We start from the raw sequence: 17,654 nt of genomic DNA on the forward strand, positions 1-17,654 counted from the left end.
TACAATTGGAACACAGATGAAAGCCCCCTCCCGATGAAGCTCCAGCCCGACAAACACGACGTCCAGACCGTCACCGCGACGGGGCCTGGATGGGTGGCCATCAATGGTCAGCGGGTGGATGCGAGCGTGGTCGTCGGCTCGCGCGACGAGCGTTTCGACTGGCCCTGCGACCGGTTCGAGGCGCTGACGCCCGCGCACTTCGCACAGCTGGCCGAGTTGAAGGCGGAGGTGGTGATCTTCGGCAGCGGGGAGCGGATCCGTTTTCCCAAGCCTGCATGGCTTGCCCCGCTGATCGCGGCGGGCACCGGGGTGGAGACCATGGACACCGCCGCCGCCTGCCGCACCTACAACATCCTGGCCGGCGAAGGACGCCATGTGGTCGCCGCCCTCCTTTTGGAAGCACGGACGGCTATCCGCTGATTGGCAATCGGGATAAAATCTGCGGTTGCAGACCGGACCGCGTTCCCTCGAAGAATTTGCACATGCTTGCGTCGTGGAACGCAACCACGTTGCATCAAGGGATCCCGGTTTCGCGTCATTTCTCGGGAACCCAGAGCGGAGATTACAAGTTTCATGGCGATCGTTGTCAACAAACCCATTCCCGAATTCGATGCCAGCGCCACCGGCGGAATCAAGGTCTCGAACACGTCCCACCTCGGCCAGACCGTCGTGCTGTACTTCTACCCCAAGGACAACACGCCCGGCTGCACCACCGAGGCCATGCAGTTCCGCGACCACTACAAGGATTTCGTGAAGGCCGGCGCGGTGGTCTTCGGGGTGTCGCGCGACAACATGAAGTCCCATGACGAGTTCAAGGCCAAGCTCGAGCTGCCCTTCGAACTGATCGCCGACACCGAAGAAAAGATGTGCCACATGTTCGGCGTGGTCAAGAACAAGATCATGTATGGCAAGAAGGTCAAGGGCATCGAGCGCAGCACCTTCCTGATCGGCCCCGACGGCGTGCTCAAGGCCGAATGGCGCGGACTCAAGGTGCCCGGCCATGTGGACGAGGTCCTCAAGGAAGTCAAGGCGCTCAAGAAGGCCGCCTGACGCCCTGGTGGCGGTCATCGCCAAGCGGCGCCGTCCGTCACGAGAGGGAGCCCGGTCGGTGTGCATAATGGCCCCATGCCGTTGAGCCCGACGACAGCATCCCCCGAAAGAAGCCGCCCTGGTCTCCAGGCGGCTTTTTCGTTTTTCGGCCCCTGCGCCTTTGCGCGCGACTTTTCAGCGAGCCTGTTCCTCCATGCCCCTGCCCCCCGCCCCGACCAAGCGTGCAGCCCTGCTTTCGCCGGAAGCGCTCGACGCACCGGCGCGCGCCGCCCCCAAGGCGCGCCGTACTTCGGCTGAACGGCAGACGGACGCGCGGAAAGAATCCCCCACGCTGTTCGACGACCGCCAGTTGCCCGATGCAGGCGGCGCCTCGCCAGCCGTGGCGCTCGCGCCCGTCGCGGCGCCGTTCACGGCCCGCCTGGCGGAGCCGGTCGTCGCCCCGCTGCCCCCGGCACCCCTGGCCAGCCGTGCCGCCGAGGAGCCGGCCCAGGATCGCCGCAAGCGCAGCGTGAAAAAGACCGGCCCCAAGCGCCTGTTCGTGCTCGACACCAACGTGCTGCTGCACGACCCGACCTGTCTGTTCCGCTTCGAGGAGCACGACATCTACCTGCCGATGATCGTGCTGGAGGAACTGGACGGCCACAAGAAAGGCACGACCGAAGTCGCGCGCAATGGCCGCCAGGCCAGCCGCACGCTCGACGCCCTGGCCGCCGCGCAGGGCGCCGACATGAGCGAGGGGCTCAAGCTCGACACCACCGGCCACAAGGAAGCGGGTGGCCGGCTGTTCTTCCAGACCCAGCCGCTCGATTACCAGTTGCCCACCAGCCTGCCCCAGGGCAAGGCGGACAACCAGATCCTGGGTGTGGTGCAGGCCCTGCGCGCGCTGCACGAGAAGAACAAGGGCGCGGACCGGCGCGAGGTGGTGCTGGTGTCCAAGGACATCAACATGCGCGTCAAGGCGCGCGCCCTGGGCCTGGCCGCCGACGACTACCAGAACGACAAGGCGCTCGAGGACGGCGACCTGCTGTATTCGGGCTCGCTCGCGCTGCCGGCCGACTTCTGGACGCGCCAGAGCAAGGCGGTGGAAAGCTGGCAGTCGGGCAGCAGCACCTTCTACCGCATCACGGGGCCGCTGGTGCCCAGCCTCTACATCAACCAGTTCGTCTACTTCGAAGCCCCCGGCGAGCCGAGCATGTACGCCCGTGTGACCGAGGTGCGCGACAAGACGGCGGTGCTCAAGACGCTGAAGGACTACAGCTCGGGCAAGAACGCCGTCTGGGGCGTGACCACGCGCAACCGCGAACAGAACTTCGCCATGAACCTGCTCATGGACCCGGACATCGACTTCGTCACCCTGACCGGCACCGCTGGCACGGGCAAGACGCTGATGGCCCTGGCCTCGGGCCTGACGCAGGTGCTCGACGACAGGCGCTACACCGAGATCATCATGACCCGCGCCACCGTGAGCGTGGGCGAGGACATCGGCTTCCTGCCCGGTACCGAGGAGGAGAAGATGGGCCCCTGGATGGGCGCCCTGGACGACAACCTGGAGTTCCTGGCCAAGGGCGAAAACGGCGGCGCCGGCGAATGGGGCCGTGCGGCCACCAATGAACTGATCCGCTCCAAGATCAAGATCAAGAGCATGAACTTCATGCGCGGCCGCACCTTCCTCAACAAGTACGTGATCATCGACGAGGCGCAGAACCTGACGCCCAAGCAGATGAAGACGCTGATCACCCGCGCCGGCCCGGGCACCAAGATCATCTGCATGGGCAACCTCGCGCAGATCGACACGCCCTACCTGACCGAAGGCTCCTCGGGCCTCACCTTCGCGGTCGACCGCTTCAAGGGCTGGCCGCACAGCGGCCACATCACGCTGGCGCGCGGCGAGCGCTCGCGGCTGGCCGACTTCGCCAGCGACGTGCTCTGACGCTCGTCCATCGACGGCCGCATCGTCGTCACTGCCCGCGCCGCCGCCAGGCCGCGCGGGCTTTTTCCTGGGCGCTCACCGGCCGAACGCGTACCACCGCCGGCCTCCTGACAACACGCTGTCAGGAGCCCCGGCGCAGCATCACGCTCCTGTTCATCACCACCGAAAGGAGCTTTCCATGCGCAACGCCAACACCTGGTTCGAGATCCCCGTCACCGACCTTGCTGCTGCCCAGCGCTTCTACGAACGCATGCTCGACCGCGCGATGCGCGGCACGGAGGACATGGGCGGCGACACCATGGCCGTGTTCGCCCACGACAAGCCCGGCGCGGGCGGCTGCCTGGTGCGCCGCGAGGGGCATCGTCCGGCCGAAGGCGGCACCGTCGTCTACCTCGACTGCGAGCCAGGCGTGCAAGGCGCGCTCGACCGCGCCATGCAAGCCGGCGGCCAGGTCGTCACGCCGCGCACGCTCATCGCCCCCGGCATCGGCTATTTCGCCCTGGTGCGCGATCCCGAGGGCAATGTGGTCGGTCTGCATGCCCTGGACTGACGCCGTGCCGCCCCCACCTTTCGGCCTGCTCATGCCGCCGTGCAGCGCGTCCGCCCGGCCGGCCCGCCACTGGATCGCCGTGGCCAGCGCCGAACATGCCCGCCTGGGCCGCGATCACCGGCCCGCCGGCTTCATGCAGGTCTGCCATGGCCGCGGCGCGCCGCTGCGGCGCCTGGCGGCGGGCGACTGCGTGGCCTACTACGCGCCCGCCGAGCGCTTCGGCGCGCGTGACCGGCTGCAGGCCTTCGTCTCGGTGGGCACGGTGGCGCCGTCGGCCCCCTACCAGGCCGACATGGGCGGTGGCTTCGTGCCCTGGCGGCGCGACGTGCACTATGCCGAGGCCTGCGAGGTGCCCATCGCCGGCTTGGTGGACCAGCTGGACTTCACCCGAGACCGCCGCGGATGGGGCTATAAGCTGCGCTTCGGCCTGTTCGAAATCGGCGCGGACGACATGCGACGTATCGCCGCCGCCATGCAGGCCCGCCTTCCCACCGCCGATCCCACCTGATCCGTTTGCCCCATGCGCCGTGCCGACCGCCTGTTCCAGATCGTCCAACTGATCCGCGGCCGTCGGCTGACCACCGCCGCCTTCCTGGCCGGGCGGCTGGAGGTGTCGGAGCGCACCGTCTACCGCGACATCGCCGACCTGCAGCGCCAAGGTGTGCCACTCGAGGGCGAAGCGGGCATCGGCTACCGGCTGGGCCAGGGTTTCGATCTGCCGCCGCTGATGTTCACGCAGGACGAGGCCCGGGCGCTGGTGGCTGCGGCACGGCTGGCCCAAAGCTGGGTCGATCCGGCGCTGGGCGACAACATAGACAGTGCGTTGGGCAAGATCCTGTCGGTGCTGCCGCCAACGGCGCGGGCGGCCGCCGAATCGCTCGCGCTGTACGCGCCTGCCATTGCCCTGGACGACGTGACCCGGATCCACCTGCGCACCTTGCGCGAGGCGGCGCAGGCGCGCCGCAAGCTCTGGCTCGACTATCGCGACGAGGGCGGCAAGCCCAGCGAGCGCCAGGTGCGTCCGCTGGGCTGCTTCTATTGGGGCAAGGTCTGGACGCTGGCCGCCTGGTGCGAGCTGAGGCAGGACTTCCGCGCCTTCCGCATGGACCGGATCCGCGATGCGCGGATGCTGGAGGAAGGCTTCAGGGACGAGCCCGGTCGCACACTGGCCGACCTGCGCCGCCGGATCGAAGCCAACTGCGCGGACGACCGCAGCATCTGAGCGGCCGACCGGCGACGTTCAAGAAATAGAGCGTGCCGATTGCCACGACGGCGCGCCGCATATGCAGCATCGGGAGCGCCTCCAGCCACGCCGACCTCCCGACGTGCGCATTCACCAGCGAGTCGGCGGTCGCTCCTACTCAGAAGTCATCGCCCCCGAAGCCGCCTGCCAGGTTCTCGAACTTGGTCAACGGCTTCAGGAAGGCCAGCTTCACCGTGCCGGTCGGGCCGTTCCGCTGCTTGGCGATGATCACTTCGGCGACGCCGGGCTCCTTGGAGTCCTTGTTGTAGTAGTCGTCGCGGTAGATGAACATGATCACGTCCGCATCCTGCTCGATGGCGCCCGATTCGCGCAGGTCGCTCATCATCGGACGCTTGTCAGTGCGGCTTTCCACGCCGCGCGACAACTGCGACAACGCGATCACCGGGCACTTGAGTTCCTTGGCCAGCATCTTGAGGCCACGCGAGATCTCGCCCACGGCCGTCGCGCGGTTCTCGTCGGCCATGCCGCCCGACACGCTCATCAGCTGCAGGTAGTCGACCACGATCAGGCCCAGTTGGCCGCACTGGCGCGCGAGGCGTCGCGCATTGGCACGCAACTCGCTCGTGGACAGGCCCGGGGTCTCATCGATGTGCAGCGAGATGTTACGCAGCTTCTCGATGGCCTCGGTCAGGCGCGGCCATTCCTCGTCGGTCAGCTTGCCTGTGCGCAGGTGCCCCTGGTCGATGCGGCCGATGGAGCCCACGATACGGATGGCCAGCTGAGCGGCACCCATTTCCATCGAGAACACCGCCACCGGCAAGCCCTCGTTGAGCGCCACGTGCTCGGCGATGTTGATGGCCAGCGAGGTCTTGCCCATGGACGGGCGCGCTGCCAGCACGATCATGTCGCCAGCCTGCATGCCCGAGGTCATGCGGTCGAAGTCGTAGAAGCCGGTCGGCACCCCAGTGATGTCGTTGGGGTTGTCGGCCATCTCGGTCACGCGATCCAGCAGCTCGACCACCAGCGAGTCCATGCTGTGGAAGCCCTGCTTGTTGCGCGAGCCCTCTTCGCCGATGTTGAAGATCTTCTGCTCGGCCTCGTCCAGGATCTTGTCGACGGCCTTGCCCTGCGGATTGAAGGCGGCGGTGGAGATCTCGTCGGCGGCGGAGATCAGCTTTCGCAGCACTGCCCGCTCGCGCACGATCTCGGCGTAGCGGCGGATGTTGCTCGCGCTGGGCACGAATTGGGCCAGCGAGTTGAGGTAGGCCAAGCCGCCCGTTTCCTCGGACTGCCCGAGGTTCTGCAGGTGCTCGTGCACCGTGATCACGTCCGCCGGCTTGTTGCCGTTGATCAGCTGGCCGACGGCGCCAAAGATCAGCTTGTGCTCGTGACGGTAGAAGTCGCCATCGGTGAGCAGGTCGCCCACGCGGTCCCAGGCGCTGTTGTCGAGCAGCAGGCCGCCCAGCACGCTGGATTCGGCTTCCACCGAGTTCGGCGGCACGCGCAGCTGCGCCACCTGGCGGTCACCGGAAGGATCGTTGGGAGCAAAGGGAGAAAAGACAGCGGACATGGCGTGCAGTGCAGGCGGCGATGCTAGGCCGCCATGGCAGCCGAGTCACGGGATAAGTCTGGGGACAACCCGTGGGCTTCCGGTGCGCAGGCCGGGACAACTGGCCGGTGCGCCAATGAGAAGGCCGCCCGGAGGCGGCCTTGGGATGTGAAGGCGAGCGGAAATCCGCCGGCCGTTCGCAGGGGGATCAGGCGGTTTCGCCGTAGACCGTGACGGTGATCTCGACGACCACGTCCGTGTGCAGGGCCACGCTCACCGTGGTGTCGCCAACGGTCTTGATCGGGCCGTTGGGCAGGCGGACCTGCGACTTGGCCACGTCGTAGCCGGACTTCTTCAGTTCGTCGGCGATGTCGTGGTTGGTCACCGAGCCGAACAGGCGGCCATCGACGCCGGCCTTCTGGGTCAGCTTGACGGTGGAGCCAGACAGCTTCTCACCTTGGGACTGGGCTTCAGCCAGCTTGGCGGCGGCAGCCTTTTCCAGCTCGACACGCTTGGCTTCGAACTCGGCCTTGGCCGATTCGGTGGCGCGGCGGGCACGGCCGGTGGGGATCAGGAAGTTGCGGGCGTAACCGTCCTTGACCTTGACGATGTCGCCAAGCGCACCGAGGTTGACGATCTTGTCCAGAAGAATGACTTGCATGGGATGTACTCCTTCCGGCTCAGACGCGGTGCTGGTCGCTGTACGGCAGCATCGCGAGGAAGCGGGCGCGCTTGATCGCGGTGTTCAGCTGACGCTGGTAGATGGCGCGGGTGCCGGTCAGGCGGGCGGGGACGATCTTGCCGTTCTCGCCAACGAAGTCGCGCAGGGTGTCGATGTCCTTGTAGTCGATCTCTTCGACACCGGCGACGGTGAAGCGGCAGAAACGCTTGCGCTTGAACAGCAGCGACTGGGTGTTGCGCTTCGGACGCTTGTCCTTGTTGAATTTCTTGAACGTGGCCATGGAGGGACCTCTGTCGAAAATTAATCTTGCTGAAAATCCGTGACGTGGAGCACCGGGTGCTTGCCGTTGCGGGGGTTGGCCAGGAAACCCTGGAACCGCCACTGGCTGCCCAGCGCCTGCCGCGCGAGCCGCTCGGCCACTGCGCCAAAGGCCACTGCCTTGAGTGCCGCCTTCACCTGCCGGGTCTGTCCGGCTTCGTCCTGGGTCGACTCATGGTCGAGCCGCAGGTCGATGGCCGGGAGCCCGGCCGGGGTGAAACGCAAGGCGGCGATCTCTTCGATGCAGGCCGTCAGGAGCAGATGGTTGGCCGCCGCAGGCGCAGCCACATCAGTTGCTGCTGTTGTTGGCGGCGTACTCGGCCTGCTGGGCCTTGCGGGCTTCCTCGCGCTCGACGGTCTTCATCATCGAGGAGGGGCCGGTGTCGGCCTTCTTCTTCAGCACGGTCAGGTGGCGCAGCACGGCGTCGTTGAACTTGAAGGCATGCTCCAGTTCGGACATCACGGCCTGGTCGGCCTCGATGTTGACGCACAGGTAGTGGGCCTTGTTCAGCTTGTTGATCTGGTAGGCCAGCTGGCGGCGGCCCCAGTCTTCGACACGATGCACCTTGCCGTTGCCGGCGGCGATCATGCCCTTGTAACGCTCCAGCATGGCCGGAACCTGCTCGCTTTGATCCGGATGGATCAGCAGAATGATTTCGTAGTGACGCATGACACTCCTTGGGGGTTTGCGGACCAGGCGCGCATGCGCGAGGTCCAGAAAAGCCACCCGCCGCGTCCAGGCAGTGTGGCAAGGGAAAGCCCACGAGTATATACCGGAACAGGCCAACCTCGCCAGCTTAGTTCCAGAACCTGCAAAGACAAAGGCGGCCCGCACAGACGGGCCGCCCTTTTCAATGTGCGTCCGTCCCGGCGACATGCCGGGTCGGTCTCGCAGCGCTGAAGGCTGCGATCAGCGCTGCGCCAGTCGCTGCCAAGTCTCGATCACGCTGTCCGGGTTGAGCGAGATCGATGCGATGCCCTGGTCCGCCAGCCACAGGGCGAAGTCGGGATGGTCACTGGGGCCCTGGCCGCAGATGCCCACGTACTTGCCCTGCTTCTTGCAGGCCTCGATGGCGCGCGACAGCATGGCCTGCACCGCCGGGTCGCGTTCGTCGAAGTCCGCCGCCAGCAGTTCCAGGCCGGAATCGCGGTCCAGGCCCAGGGTGAGCTGCGTCAGGTCGTTCGAGCCGATCGAGAAGCCGTCGAAGTACTGCAGGAACTCGTCCGCCAGGATGGCGTTGCTGGGAACCTCGCACATCATGATGATCTTGAGCTCGTTCTCGCCGCGCTTGAGGCCGTGCTCGCCCAGCAGCGTGGTCACGCGCTCGGCCTGCTTCAGCGTGCGCACGAAGGGCACCATGATCTGCACGTTGGTCAGGCCCATCTCGTTGCGCACGCGCTTGAGCGCCTCGCACTCCATGGCGAAGGCCTCGCCGAACTCGGCGCTGATGTAGCGCGCCGCGCCGCGGAAGCCCAGCATGGGGTTCTCTTCCTCCGGCTCGTAGCGGCTGCCACCGATCAGCTTGCGGTACTCGTTGGACTTAAAGTCCGACAGGCGCACGATCACCGGCTTGGGCCAGAAGGCCGCCGCGATGGTGGCCACGCCCTCGGCCACCTTGTCGACGTAGAAGGCCTTGGGCGAGGCATGGCCGCGGGCCACCGATTCCACGGCCTTCTTCAGGTCGGGATCGACCTGCGGATAGTCCAGGATGGCCTTGGGATGCACGCCGATGTTGTTGTTGATGATGAATTCCAGCCGCGCCAGGCCCACGCCTTCGTTGGGCAGCTGGGCGAAGTCGAAGGCGAGCTGCGGGTTGCCCACGTTCATCATGATCTTGGTCGGGATCTTGGGCATCTCGCCGCGCTGGACCTCGGTGACCTCGGTCTCCAGCAGGCCGTCGTAGATGTGGCCGGTGTCGCCCTCAGCGCAGCTCACGGTGACCAGCGTGCCGTCCTTGAGCAGGCTGGTGGCGTCGCCGCAGCCCACAACGGCCGGAATGCCCAGTTCGCGCGCGATGATCGCCGCATGGCAGGTGCGGCCGCCGCGGTTGGTGACGATGGCGCTGGCGCGCTTCATCACCGGCTCCCAGTTGGGGTCGGTCATGTCGGTGACCAGCACGTCGCCGGCCTGCACCTTGTCCATCTCGCTGATGCTGTGCACCAGGCGCACGGGGCCGGTCCCGATCTTCTGGCCGATGGCGCGGCCTTCCGCCAGCACGGCACTCTTGCCCTTGAGCTTGAAGCGCTGCTCGACCTTGCCCTGCTGCTGGCTCTTCACCGTCTCGGGACGGGCCTGCAGGATGTAGAGCTGGCCGTCGGTGCCGTCCTTGCCCCACTCGATGTCCATCGGGCGGCCGTAGTGCTTCTCGATGACCATGGCGTACTTCGCCAGTTGCTCCACCTCGGCATCGGTCAGCGAATAGCGGTTGCGCAGTTCGGTCTTGACGTCGGTGGTCTTGACCAGCTTGCCCGAGGCCTTCTTCTCCTCGGGCGTGGCGAATTCCATCTGGATCAGCTTGGAGCCCAGGTTGCGGCGGATCACCGCGCGTTTGCCGGCTTCGAGCATCGGCTTGTGGACGTAGAACTCGTCGGGGTTGACGGCGCCCTGCACCACCGTCTCACCCAGACCGTAGCTGGAGGTGATGAAGACGACCTGGTCGAAGCCCGATTCGGTGTCGATGGTGAACATCACGCCTGCGGCACCCAGGTCGGAGCGGACCATGCGCTGTACGCCGGCCGACAGGGCCACCACGTCGTGGGCAAAGCCCTTGTGGACGCGGTAGCTGATGGCACGGTCGTTGTAGAGAGAGGCGAACACCTCCTTCATCTTGTGCAGCACGTCCTCGATGCCGACGACGTTCAGGAAGGTCTCCTGCTGGCCGGCAAAGGAAGCGTCGGGCAGGTCTTCGGCAGTGGCCGAGGAACGCACCGCGAAGCTGGCTTGGTCGTTGCCCGCGCTCAGCTTGGCGAAGTGCTCGCGCACGGCCCTTTCGAGGTCGGCGGGGAAGGGCTGCGCCTCGATCCAGCCGCGGATCTCGGCGCCGGCGGCGGCCAGGGCGCGCACGTCCTCGATGTCCAGGGTAGCCAGGCGCTGGCTGATGCGCTGCGTCAGGCCTTCGTGCGCGAGGAACTCGCGGAAGGCATGGGCGGTGGTGGCGAAGCCGGTGGGCACGCGCACGCCCTCGGGCAGCTGGGAAATCATCTCGCCGAGGCTGGCGTTCTTGCCGCCAACGGCCTCGACATCGCTCATCCTCAGGTTTTCGAAGGGCACGACCAGGGCGGTCGCTTCGAACAGGGCAGACATGGGAAGACTCCGGAGTTTAAAAAGCGGTGCGTTCCATGCAGCAGGCAGCCGGGCGCGATCGTTCTTCTTGCTCTGGGTGCGCGGGGCGACTGCATGGGAAGGGATGCGGGTGCGGCGCGCGGAGGGCACGCGCCGATAATCTGCGGGATTGTAGGCGGCGGTCCGGACCGCCGCCGCAGGACAGAAACTACAGGCCGCCCCCATGCACAAGCGCACCGTTTTCTTCGTTTCGGACGGCACCGGCATCACCGCCGAGACCTTCGGCAATGCCGTGCTCAACCAGTTCGAACTCAAGGCACGCCACGTGCGCATGCCCTTCACCGACACGGTCGACAAGGCCCACCAGGCGGTGCGGCAGATCAATCACACGGCCGAGCTCGAAGGCTATCGGCCCATCGTCTTCACCACCCTGGCCAACATGGAGGTGCTGGAGGTGATCGAGACCGGCTGCAAGGGCATGCTGCTCGACCTCTTCGGCACCTTCGTGCGGCCGCTGGAGATCGAGCTGGCGATGAAGTCCAACCACCGCATCGGCCGCTTCTCGGACATCAGCAAGAGCAAGGAATACCACGACCGCATCGCCGCCATCGACTTCAGTCTGCAGCACGACGATGGCCAGAGCCATGCGGATCTGGAGGCGGCGGACGTCATCCTCGTGGGCGTGAGCCGCAGCGGCAAGACGCCGACCTCGCTCTACCTGGCCATGCAGCACGGGTTGAAGGCGGCCAACTATCCGCTGATCCCCGAGGACTTCGACCGCCGGCAGTTGCCGCCGGCGCTGATCGCCTTCCGCAAGAAAATCTTCGGGCTGACCATCCAGCCCGAGCGGCTGGCCGAGATCCGCAACGAGCGGCGGCCCAATTCGCGTTACGCCAGCATCGAGAACTGCCGCTACGAGGTGAGCGAGGCCGAGGCCATGATGCGCCGGGCCGGCATCCGCTGGCTGTCGACCACCACCAAGTCCATCGAAGAGATCGCGACAACCATCCTGCAGGAGCTGCGGCCGGAGCGGCTCAACTACTGAGCCTGGCCGGCTGCAGGCGAAACGTCGGCCGCCGGCGCATCGCCCCCCAGCCGTTGCGGGCTCTTCTTCAGGTGCTGCATGAAGGCACGGAAGTGCGGCGCGAAATCCGCGAAGAGTGGATGGCCTCGGTTCTCCAGCATCACCTCGCTGAACAGCTTCAGGCCCACCGCCAGCGCGTTGGCCGTGTCGGGCGGGAATTCGCCGCGGCCGCGCATGCGCTCAGCGATGGCGAGGATGTCGTCGTGGTTGCCGGCCTCGAAGCGCAGCGGCTCGGGGTGAGTGGACGGGTTGCCGTGCGCATCGGCCAGGTGTTCGACGGTGATTCGGTAGCGGTGTTGTTTCATGGTCGGTCTCTCTGTCGGGGCGCCACTCAGGCGCGTTCCACCTCGACCGCGGCGCGGTCGATGATCTCGGCGAGTCGACGAACCAGTTCCGTCGACTCCATCTCGCCTTCCAGGCGCAGGCGCAGCGCCATCTTCAGGTTCTCCATGGCACGGCGGATCTCGGGCAAGCGGCGCGCGTGGGCGCGGGCTCGCGCCTGCGCCAGGCGCTCCAGCACCGCCTCGATGGCCGACGCCTGCGCAGCACGTTCCGCCTCGCCCTGGGGCGTCAGATGGAAGCGCTTGCGGCCGCCATCGCTGGCTTCCGAGCGGGCAAGGCCCAGGTCCTCCAGCAACGCCAGCGTCGGATAGACGGTTCCCGGGCTGGGGGTGTAGTCGCCGCCCACCCACTCCCCGATCGCCTTGATCAGCTCATAGCCATGGCTCGGCTGGGCGGCCAGCGCATGGAGCATCAGCAGGCGAAGGTCGCCGGGCTCCAACTGGCGCGGGCGCCGGCCGCCACCGCGGCCCTCCATCGCCCCCTCGGCCAGCGTGTCGGCACCTGAACGCCGATGGCCATGGCCTCGACCGCCGCCGCGCCCCGGGTGCATCCATTCTTCAGTCATGCGAATCCTTCGGAAAGCTCAAGATGAATCAATGATATATCTTGAAAGATCAAGAAAAACGACAAAGCTACAGCCCACGGCAGCAGAGTGGTTTTCCGACAGACCGAAGGGCTGGTTTTTCATACAGTTCACCCGATCGCTGCCGCTTGCCTGCCGGGCACTACAGCGGCCGCCACCCAACAGGAGTTGCCCATGCCCATCCTGAACTGCACCGTCCTGCCCGCCCAGGCCATCAGCCAGGACGTGCTGCGCGAGAAATACGCCAAGGGTGACGAACGCGAAGTCGGCGACGTCCGGCGGCGGGTGGCCCAGGCGCTGGCTGCCGTCGAGGCACCGGAGCGCCGCGCCCATTTCGAAAACGTCTTCGTCGATGCGCTGGAGGCTGGCTTCATCCCCGCTGGGCGCATCCTTTCGGCCGCCGGCACCACGCTGGAAGCCACGCTCATCAACTGCTTCGTCCAGCCGGTCGGCGATTCCATCGCCGAGGACGATGAAGGCCATCCCGGCATCTACACGGCCCTGACCGAAGCGGCCGAGACCATGCGGCGCGGCGGCGGCGTGGGCTACGACTTCTCGCGCATCCGCCCCAAGGGCGCACGGGTGCGCAGCACCCAATCGAGCGCCTCAGGCCCGGTGAGCTACATGCGCGTGTTCGACCGCTCCTGCGAGACGGTGGAATCGGCCGGCGCGCGCCGGGGCGCCCAGATGGCCGTGCTGCGCTGCGACCATCCGGACGTGGAGGAATTCATCCACGCGAAGGACGCGGGCGACCTGCGCAACTTCAACATCTCGGTCGGCATCACCGACGCCTTCATGCAGGCCGTGCAGGCCGATGCCGAAATCGAGCTGGTGCACCGCGCCGAGCCTGGCGAGGCGCAGAAGGCCGAAGGTGCCCATCCACGTGGCGATGGCGCCTGGGTCTACCGCCGCGTACCCGCACGTGCGCTGTGGGACCAGATCATGCGCGCCACCTACGACCACGCCGAACCGGGCGCGCTCTTCCTGGACCGCATCAATGCCAACAACAACCTCGGCTACTGCGAGACCATCTCCGCCACCAATCCCTGCGCCGAGCAGCCGCTGCCGCCCTACGGCTGCTGCTGCCTGGGCTCCATCGACCTGACGCGCTTCGTGCGCCAGCCCTTCGAGCCCGAGGCACGCTTCGACGAGGCGGCCTTCGACGCGCTCATCCCCACCTGCGTGCGCATGCTGGACAACGTGCTCGACGTGTCGCTCTGGCCCCTGCCCCGCCAGCGCGAGGAAGCGATGGCCAAGCGCCGCATCGGCCTGGGCTTCACCGGACTGGGCGATGCGCTGGCCATGCTCGGGCTGCGCTACGACGAGGCGCCGGCGCGGCAGATGGCGGCGCGCATCGCCGAGCGGCTGCGCGACGCGGCCTATGCCGCCTCCGCCGAACTGGCGCGCGAGCGTGGCGCCTTCTCCCTGTTCAATGCCGACCTCTACCTGCAGCGCGGGCGCTTCGCCGCGCGCCTGCCGGCGGCGCTGCGGGAGCGCATCCGCCGCCACGGCCTGCGCAACTCGCACCTGCTGTCGATCGCGCCGACCGGCACCATCAGCCTGGCCTTTGCCGACAACGCCAGCAATGGCATCGAGCCGCCGTTCAGCTGGACGTACCAGCGCAAGAAGCGCATGGCCGACGGCACCTTCCAGGAATTCGCGGTGGAGGACCATGCCTGGCGCCTGTTCCGCCACTTGCGCGGGCCGGACGCGCCTTTGCCGCCCGCCTTTGTCACGGCGCTGGAGATGAGCGCCCAGTCGCATGCGGCCATGGTGGCGGCCGTCGCGCCCTTCATCGACACCTCGATCAGCAAGACGGTGAACGTGCCGGCAGACTATCCCTACGCGGCCTTCCAGGATCTTTACCTGCAGGCGTGGCAGTCCGGCCTGAAGGGCCTGGCCACCTACCGGCCCAATGCCGTGCTGGGCGCCGTGCTCAGCGTGCCGCAGCCGGACGCCGCCCTGCCCGCGCCGGGCATCGCCGACCGCCGCCTGGCGCTGGATCGCCTGCCGCGCGAGCCGGTGCTGGCCTCGCTGCGCTGGCCCGGCCGGCCGGACTTTCCCGCCGGCAATGCGGCCTGGTGCACCATGGTTCGGCATCCGCACGGGCAGTTCGCGCTTTTCGTCGGCGAAGCCCCGGACGGCGGCGAGGGCGCCCGGCCGCTGCCCTTCGAGGTGTGGGTCAACGGCGCCGAGCAGCCCCGCGGCCTGGGCGCCCTGGCCAAGACGCTGTCGATGGACCTGCGGGCGCGCGACGCCGAATGGGTGCGCCTCAAGCTCGACGCGCTGGCCACCGTGCAGGAGGAGCGCCCCTTCGACATGCCCTTCCCACCCCATGGCGAGGTGCGCACATTCCCCGGCGTGGTTGCCGCCACCGCCGCCGTGCTGCGCTGGCGCTGCGAGCAGTTGGGTCTGTGGAACCCGCCCGCGCCCGGCACGCCGGTGCTCGACGCCCTGTTCAGCCTGGACGAGCCGCACACCGGCCCCTCCGGCACGCTGGCCTGGGCCGTGGACATCGAGAACCCGGCCACGGGCGAAGCCTTCACCCTCACGCTCAAGGAGGTGCTGCTGCCCAGCCCCAGCGGCGCCACCCACACCCGGCCCTGCGCCCTGGGCTTCTCGGGCAACTATCCGCGCGCGCTCGACGGACTGGCGCGCGTGCTGTCGCTGGACATGCGGGTGATCGACCCGGCATGGATTGGCATGAAGCTGCGCAAGCTGCTGAGCTATGCCGAGCCGCTGGGCCACTTCATGGCCTTCGTGCCCAGCCTGGATCCGAAGGTGCGGCGGCAGCAGACCTGGCCCTCGACCGTGGCCTACCTGGCGCGGCTGGTGATCCATCGCTACGCCATGCTCGGTGTGCTGGACGAGGAAGGCTTTCCGCTTCAGGAGATGGGCATCCTGGCCGCCCCTGCCGTCACAGCGCCGGGCGTGCAGCAGGCCATGGCCGGCGCCGCCTGCCCCGAATGCGGCAACGCCACCCTGATCCGCAAGGATGGCTGCAGCTTCTGTACCGCCTGCGGCTTCACCGGACTGTGCGGCTGATGGCGGGCGGCGGCCGATCCGCCAACCCTTGCGCTGGCTCAAGGCAGCGCGGTCGCATCGTGGGCAGAGTCGGGCATCGACCACCTGACGCCACCCCGACCTTTCATGCTGCCGGCCCTGTCTTCCCTGACCTCCGACGCACCGCGCCCCGAAGCGCGGCGCTGGAAAGCCGCCACCGGGCGGCGGCCGGTCGTCCTGTCCGGCGTGCCCTTGTTGCGCGGCGCCTTCGCCCCCTGCGAGCCAGCACCGGCCACGCTGGAGCGGCTGGCCGGCGCCCTGCGCCTGCATGTGCTGCCCAAGGGCGCCATCGCCGCCATGCCGGACAACCATCCACCGTCGTGGTGGCTCGTTGCCGAAGGCCGCATCGTGGTCGGCCGCATTGGTGCGGATGGGGGTCTGGTCGAGAACCGCGTTCTCGGCCCGGGCCAGTGGCTGGATCTCGCCTCCGCCTGGCTGGAGTCGGACTGGATCGAGTCAGCCGTGTGTCCGGCTCGCGTCACCCTGGCCGCACTGCCGCTGGAGCACCTGCTGGAAGCCGCTCGGCAGGATCCGGCCCTTCAGCGCGCCGTCGGCCTGGTGATGGCCGAGCGCATCCGCCAACTGACGGACGGGCGGCACGAATTGGCCACCAAGGACGTGCTGGGGCGCCTGGCCGCCTGGCTGCTGCGCGAGCCTTTCGAAGCCGCCGGCAAGGACCGCTCGGTGCGATTGCCGGTGCAGAAGCGCTCCATTGCGCGCCAGCTGGTGATGGCACAGGCCACGCTGTCCCGCTGCTTCCGGCGACTGGTGGAACTGGGATGCATCGAGATGCATGGCTACGTCGTACTGATCCGCGACGTGCCGGCGCTGCAGGCGCTGGCGGGGGAAGCGCCGGCGCGCTGATCCGCGGTCGTCCGAACGGCGTGCCCCGTCTCTCTACGCCATGTCGGCGCGGCGCCGAACGGCTACTTGTTGTTGTGGCTCAGCGCGTTGCTAACCAAGCGGGAAGTGATGTCCACGATCTGGATCATGCGGTCATAGGGCATGCGGGTCGGTCCGATCACGCCCAGGGTGCCGACCACCTCGCCGTTGACTTCGTAGTTGGCACTGACGACCGACAGCTCTTCGTACGGCACCACCTGGCTTTCGCCGCCAATGAAGATGCGCACGCCGTCGGACTTGCTGGACATGTCCAGCAACCGCATCAGCTCGGCCTTCTGCTCGAACAACTCGAAGGCACGGCGCAACTGGCCCATATCGCTGGAGAAGTCGCTCACGGCCAGCAGGTTGCGCTCGCCGGCAATGATGACTTCTTCCTGTGCCTGCGAAAACGCCTGCGAGCTCGCCTGCACTGCCGCCTGCATCAGCGAGGCGATCTCGGCGCGCAGGCCGTCCATCTCGCCCTTGAGACGGTCGCGCACCTGCTCGATGGACAGTCCACCGTAGTGGGCGGTGAGGTAGTTGGAGGTTTCGATGAGCTCCGACTGGGTGTAGTCCCGGTCGGTGAAGATGACCTGGTTCTGCACGTCGCCGTCGGGCGAGACGATGATGACCAGGAGCCGCCGCTCCGACAGCCGCAGGAATTCGATGTGCCGGAAGGCCGTCGTGCGCCGCGGCGCCATCACCACGCCCACGAACTGGGAGAGGTTCGACAGCAGCTGTGCCGCGCTGGCGATCACTTTCTGGGGCTGGTCCGGCGGCAGGCTCGGCGGCGTGGACTGCAACTGGGCCCGCTGGGCCGTGAGCATGGTGTCGACGAACAGCCGGTAGCCGCGCGCAGTGGGAATGCGGCCGGCGGAGGTGTGGGGGCTGACGATCAGCCCCAGGTCCTCGAGGTCGGCCATCACATTGCGGATGGTGGCGGGGGAAAGCTCGAGACCGGCGGCGCGCGAGAGCGTGCGCGAGCCGACGGGTTGGCCGTCGGCGATGTAGCGTTCCACCAGGGTCTTGAGCAGCAGCTTGGCGCGGTCGTCCAGCATCGGCAAATGATACCCCGCGGCCCGCGATCCCTAGGCGGCGGACAAGGCCTTGCCAGGCGGTGGGACGCCTCCGGTG

Annotated in this window: 18 protein-coding genes; 9 read left to right on the forward strand and 9 right to left on the reverse strand. The window is 67.4% G+C overall.

The window, feature by feature from the left end:
• The first annotated feature begins 33 nt into the window (after nt 1-33).
• The 6 genes from KBC94_RS15455 to KBC94_RS15480 all read left to right on the forward strand — a co-directional run bounded on the left by KBC94_RS15455 (nt 34) and on the right by KBC94_RS15480 (nt 4,752).
• Nucleotides 34-420, forward strand: a complete 387-nt coding sequence (locus KBC94_RS15455) for an Mth938-like domain-containing protein (RefSeq protein ID WP_294371733.1) — start codon at nt 34-36, stop codon at nt 418-420.
• A 153-nt stretch (nt 421-573) separates the two neighbouring features.
• Nucleotides 574-1,050: a peroxiredoxin gene (locus tag KBC94_RS15460; protein ID WP_017759323.1), complete on the forward strand. Its 477-nt coding sequence runs from the start codon at nt 574-576 to the stop codon at nt 1,048-1,050.
• 193 nt (nt 1,051-1,243) lie between these two features.
• Nucleotides 1,244-2,980: a PhoH family protein gene (locus KBC94_RS15465; protein WP_294371736.1), complete on the forward strand. Its 1,737-nt coding sequence runs from the start codon at nt 1,244-1,246 to the stop codon at nt 2,978-2,980.
• Between the two features lie 178 nt (nt 2,981-3,158).
• Entirely contained in the window at nt 3,159-3,530 is a 372-nt protein-coding gene (locus KBC94_RS15470; RefSeq protein ID WP_294371739.1) for a VOC family protein, read from the forward strand.
• 4 nt (nt 3,531-3,534) lie between these two features.
• Nucleotides 3,535-4,038 (forward strand): EVE domain-containing protein, encoded by a 504-nt coding sequence (locus KBC94_RS15475; RefSeq protein ID WP_366934714.1) that lies wholly within the window; start codon nt 3,535-3,537, stop codon nt 4,036-4,038.
• 12 nt (nt 4,039-4,050) lie between these two features.
• Nucleotides 4,051-4,752: a YafY family protein gene (locus tag KBC94_RS15480; protein ID WP_294371741.1), complete on the forward strand. Its 702-nt coding sequence runs from the start codon at nt 4,051-4,053 to the stop codon at nt 4,750-4,752.
• Between the two features lie 139 nt (nt 4,753-4,891).
• On the opposite strand, the gene dnaB is transcribed toward KBC94_RS15480, so the two are convergent.
• From dnaB to ppsA, 6 genes are all read right to left on the reverse strand, one after another.
• Nucleotides 4,892-6,304, reverse strand: a complete 1,413-nt coding sequence (gene dnaB / locus KBC94_RS15485) for a replicative DNA helicase (RefSeq protein WP_294371743.1) — start codon at nt 6,302-6,304, stop codon at nt 4,892-4,894.
• 187 nt (nt 6,305-6,491) lie between these two features.
• Entirely contained in the window at nt 6,492-6,944 is a 453-nt protein-coding gene (rplI, locus tag KBC94_RS15490) for a 50S ribosomal protein L9 (RefSeq protein WP_294371745.1), read from the reverse strand.
• A 19-nt stretch (nt 6,945-6,963) separates the two neighbouring features.
• Nucleotides 6,964-7,245 (reverse strand): 30S ribosomal protein S18, encoded by a 282-nt coding sequence (gene rpsR, locus KBC94_RS15495; protein WP_017757858.1) that lies wholly within the window; start codon nt 7,243-7,245, stop codon nt 6,964-6,966.
• A 20-nt stretch (nt 7,246-7,265) separates the two neighbouring features.
• A complete protein-coding gene (gene priB, locus KBC94_RS15500; protein ID WP_234197001.1) occupies nt 7,266-7,571 on the reverse strand; it encodes a primosomal replication protein N in 306 nt (101 codons plus the stop codon).
• A 1-nt stretch (nt 7,572) separates the two neighbouring features.
• On the reverse strand, nt 7,573-7,953 hold the full coding sequence (rpsF, locus tag KBC94_RS15505) for a 30S ribosomal protein S6 (protein ID WP_017757860.1): 381 nt from the start codon (nt 7,951-7,953) through the stop codon (nt 7,573-7,575).
• Between the two features lie 240 nt (nt 7,954-8,193).
• The gene (ppsA, locus tag KBC94_RS15510; protein WP_294371769.1) at nt 8,194-10,587 is read right to left on the reverse strand and encodes a phosphoenolpyruvate synthase; all 2,394 of its coding nucleotides are present in this window, start codon (nt 10,585-10,587) and stop codon (nt 8,194-8,196) included.
• Between the two features lie 202 nt (nt 10,588-10,789).
• On the opposite strand from ppsA, the gene KBC94_RS15515 reads away from it, so the two are divergent.
• Complete coding sequence (locus KBC94_RS15515; protein WP_017757862.1) at nt 10,790-11,611, forward strand: pyruvate, water dikinase regulatory protein; 822 nt, start codon at nt 10,790-10,792, stop codon at nt 11,609-11,611.
• On the opposite strand, the gene KBC94_RS15520 is transcribed toward KBC94_RS15515, so the two are convergent.
• The gene (locus tag KBC94_RS15520) at nt 11,605-11,955 is read right to left on the reverse strand and encodes a DUF3861 domain-containing protein (RefSeq protein ID WP_294371773.1); all 351 of its coding nucleotides are present in this window, start codon (nt 11,953-11,955) and stop codon (nt 11,605-11,607) included. The two genes, KBC94_RS15515 and KBC94_RS15520, sit on opposite strands and share 7 nt — an antisense overlap.
• Before the next feature lie 26 nt (nt 11,956-11,981).
• Nucleotides 11,982-12,557 carry a PadR family transcriptional regulator gene (locus KBC94_RS15525; protein WP_294371776.1) on the reverse strand — a complete coding sequence of 192 codons (576 nt, stop codon included), beginning with the start codon at nt 12,555-12,557 and terminating at the stop codon, nt 11,982-11,984.
• 192 nt (nt 12,558-12,749) lie between these two features.
• Here KBC94_RS15525 and KBC94_RS15530 point away from each other — a divergent pair, with 192 nt between their 5' ends.
• Together KBC94_RS15530 and KBC94_RS15535 are read left to right on the forward strand one after the other, a co-directional pair.
• Entirely contained in the window at nt 12,750-15,620 is a 2,871-nt protein-coding gene (locus KBC94_RS15530; protein ID WP_294371779.1) for an adenosylcobalamin-dependent ribonucleoside-diphosphate reductase, read from the forward strand.
• Nucleotides 15,621-15,725: 105 nt separating this feature from the next.
• Entirely contained in the window at nt 15,726-16,502 is a 777-nt protein-coding gene (locus KBC94_RS15535; protein ID WP_294371783.1) for a Crp/Fnr family transcriptional regulator, read from the forward strand.
• A 62-nt stretch (nt 16,503-16,564) separates the two neighbouring features.
• Here KBC94_RS15535 and hrcA read toward each other — a convergent pair whose 3' ends face one another.
• Nucleotides 16,565-17,578, reverse strand: coding sequence for a heat-inducible transcriptional repressor HrcA (hrcA, locus tag KBC94_RS15540; RefSeq protein ID WP_294371788.1), 1,014 nt, complete (start codon nt 17,576-17,578; stop codon nt 16,565-16,567).
• Nucleotides 17,579-17,654 lie beyond the last annotated feature (76 nt).

The sequence above is a fragment of the Pseudacidovorax sp. genome (assembly GCF_017991995.1).
GTDB lineage: Bacteria > Pseudomonadota > Gammaproteobacteria > Burkholderiales > Burkholderiaceae_C > Xenophilus.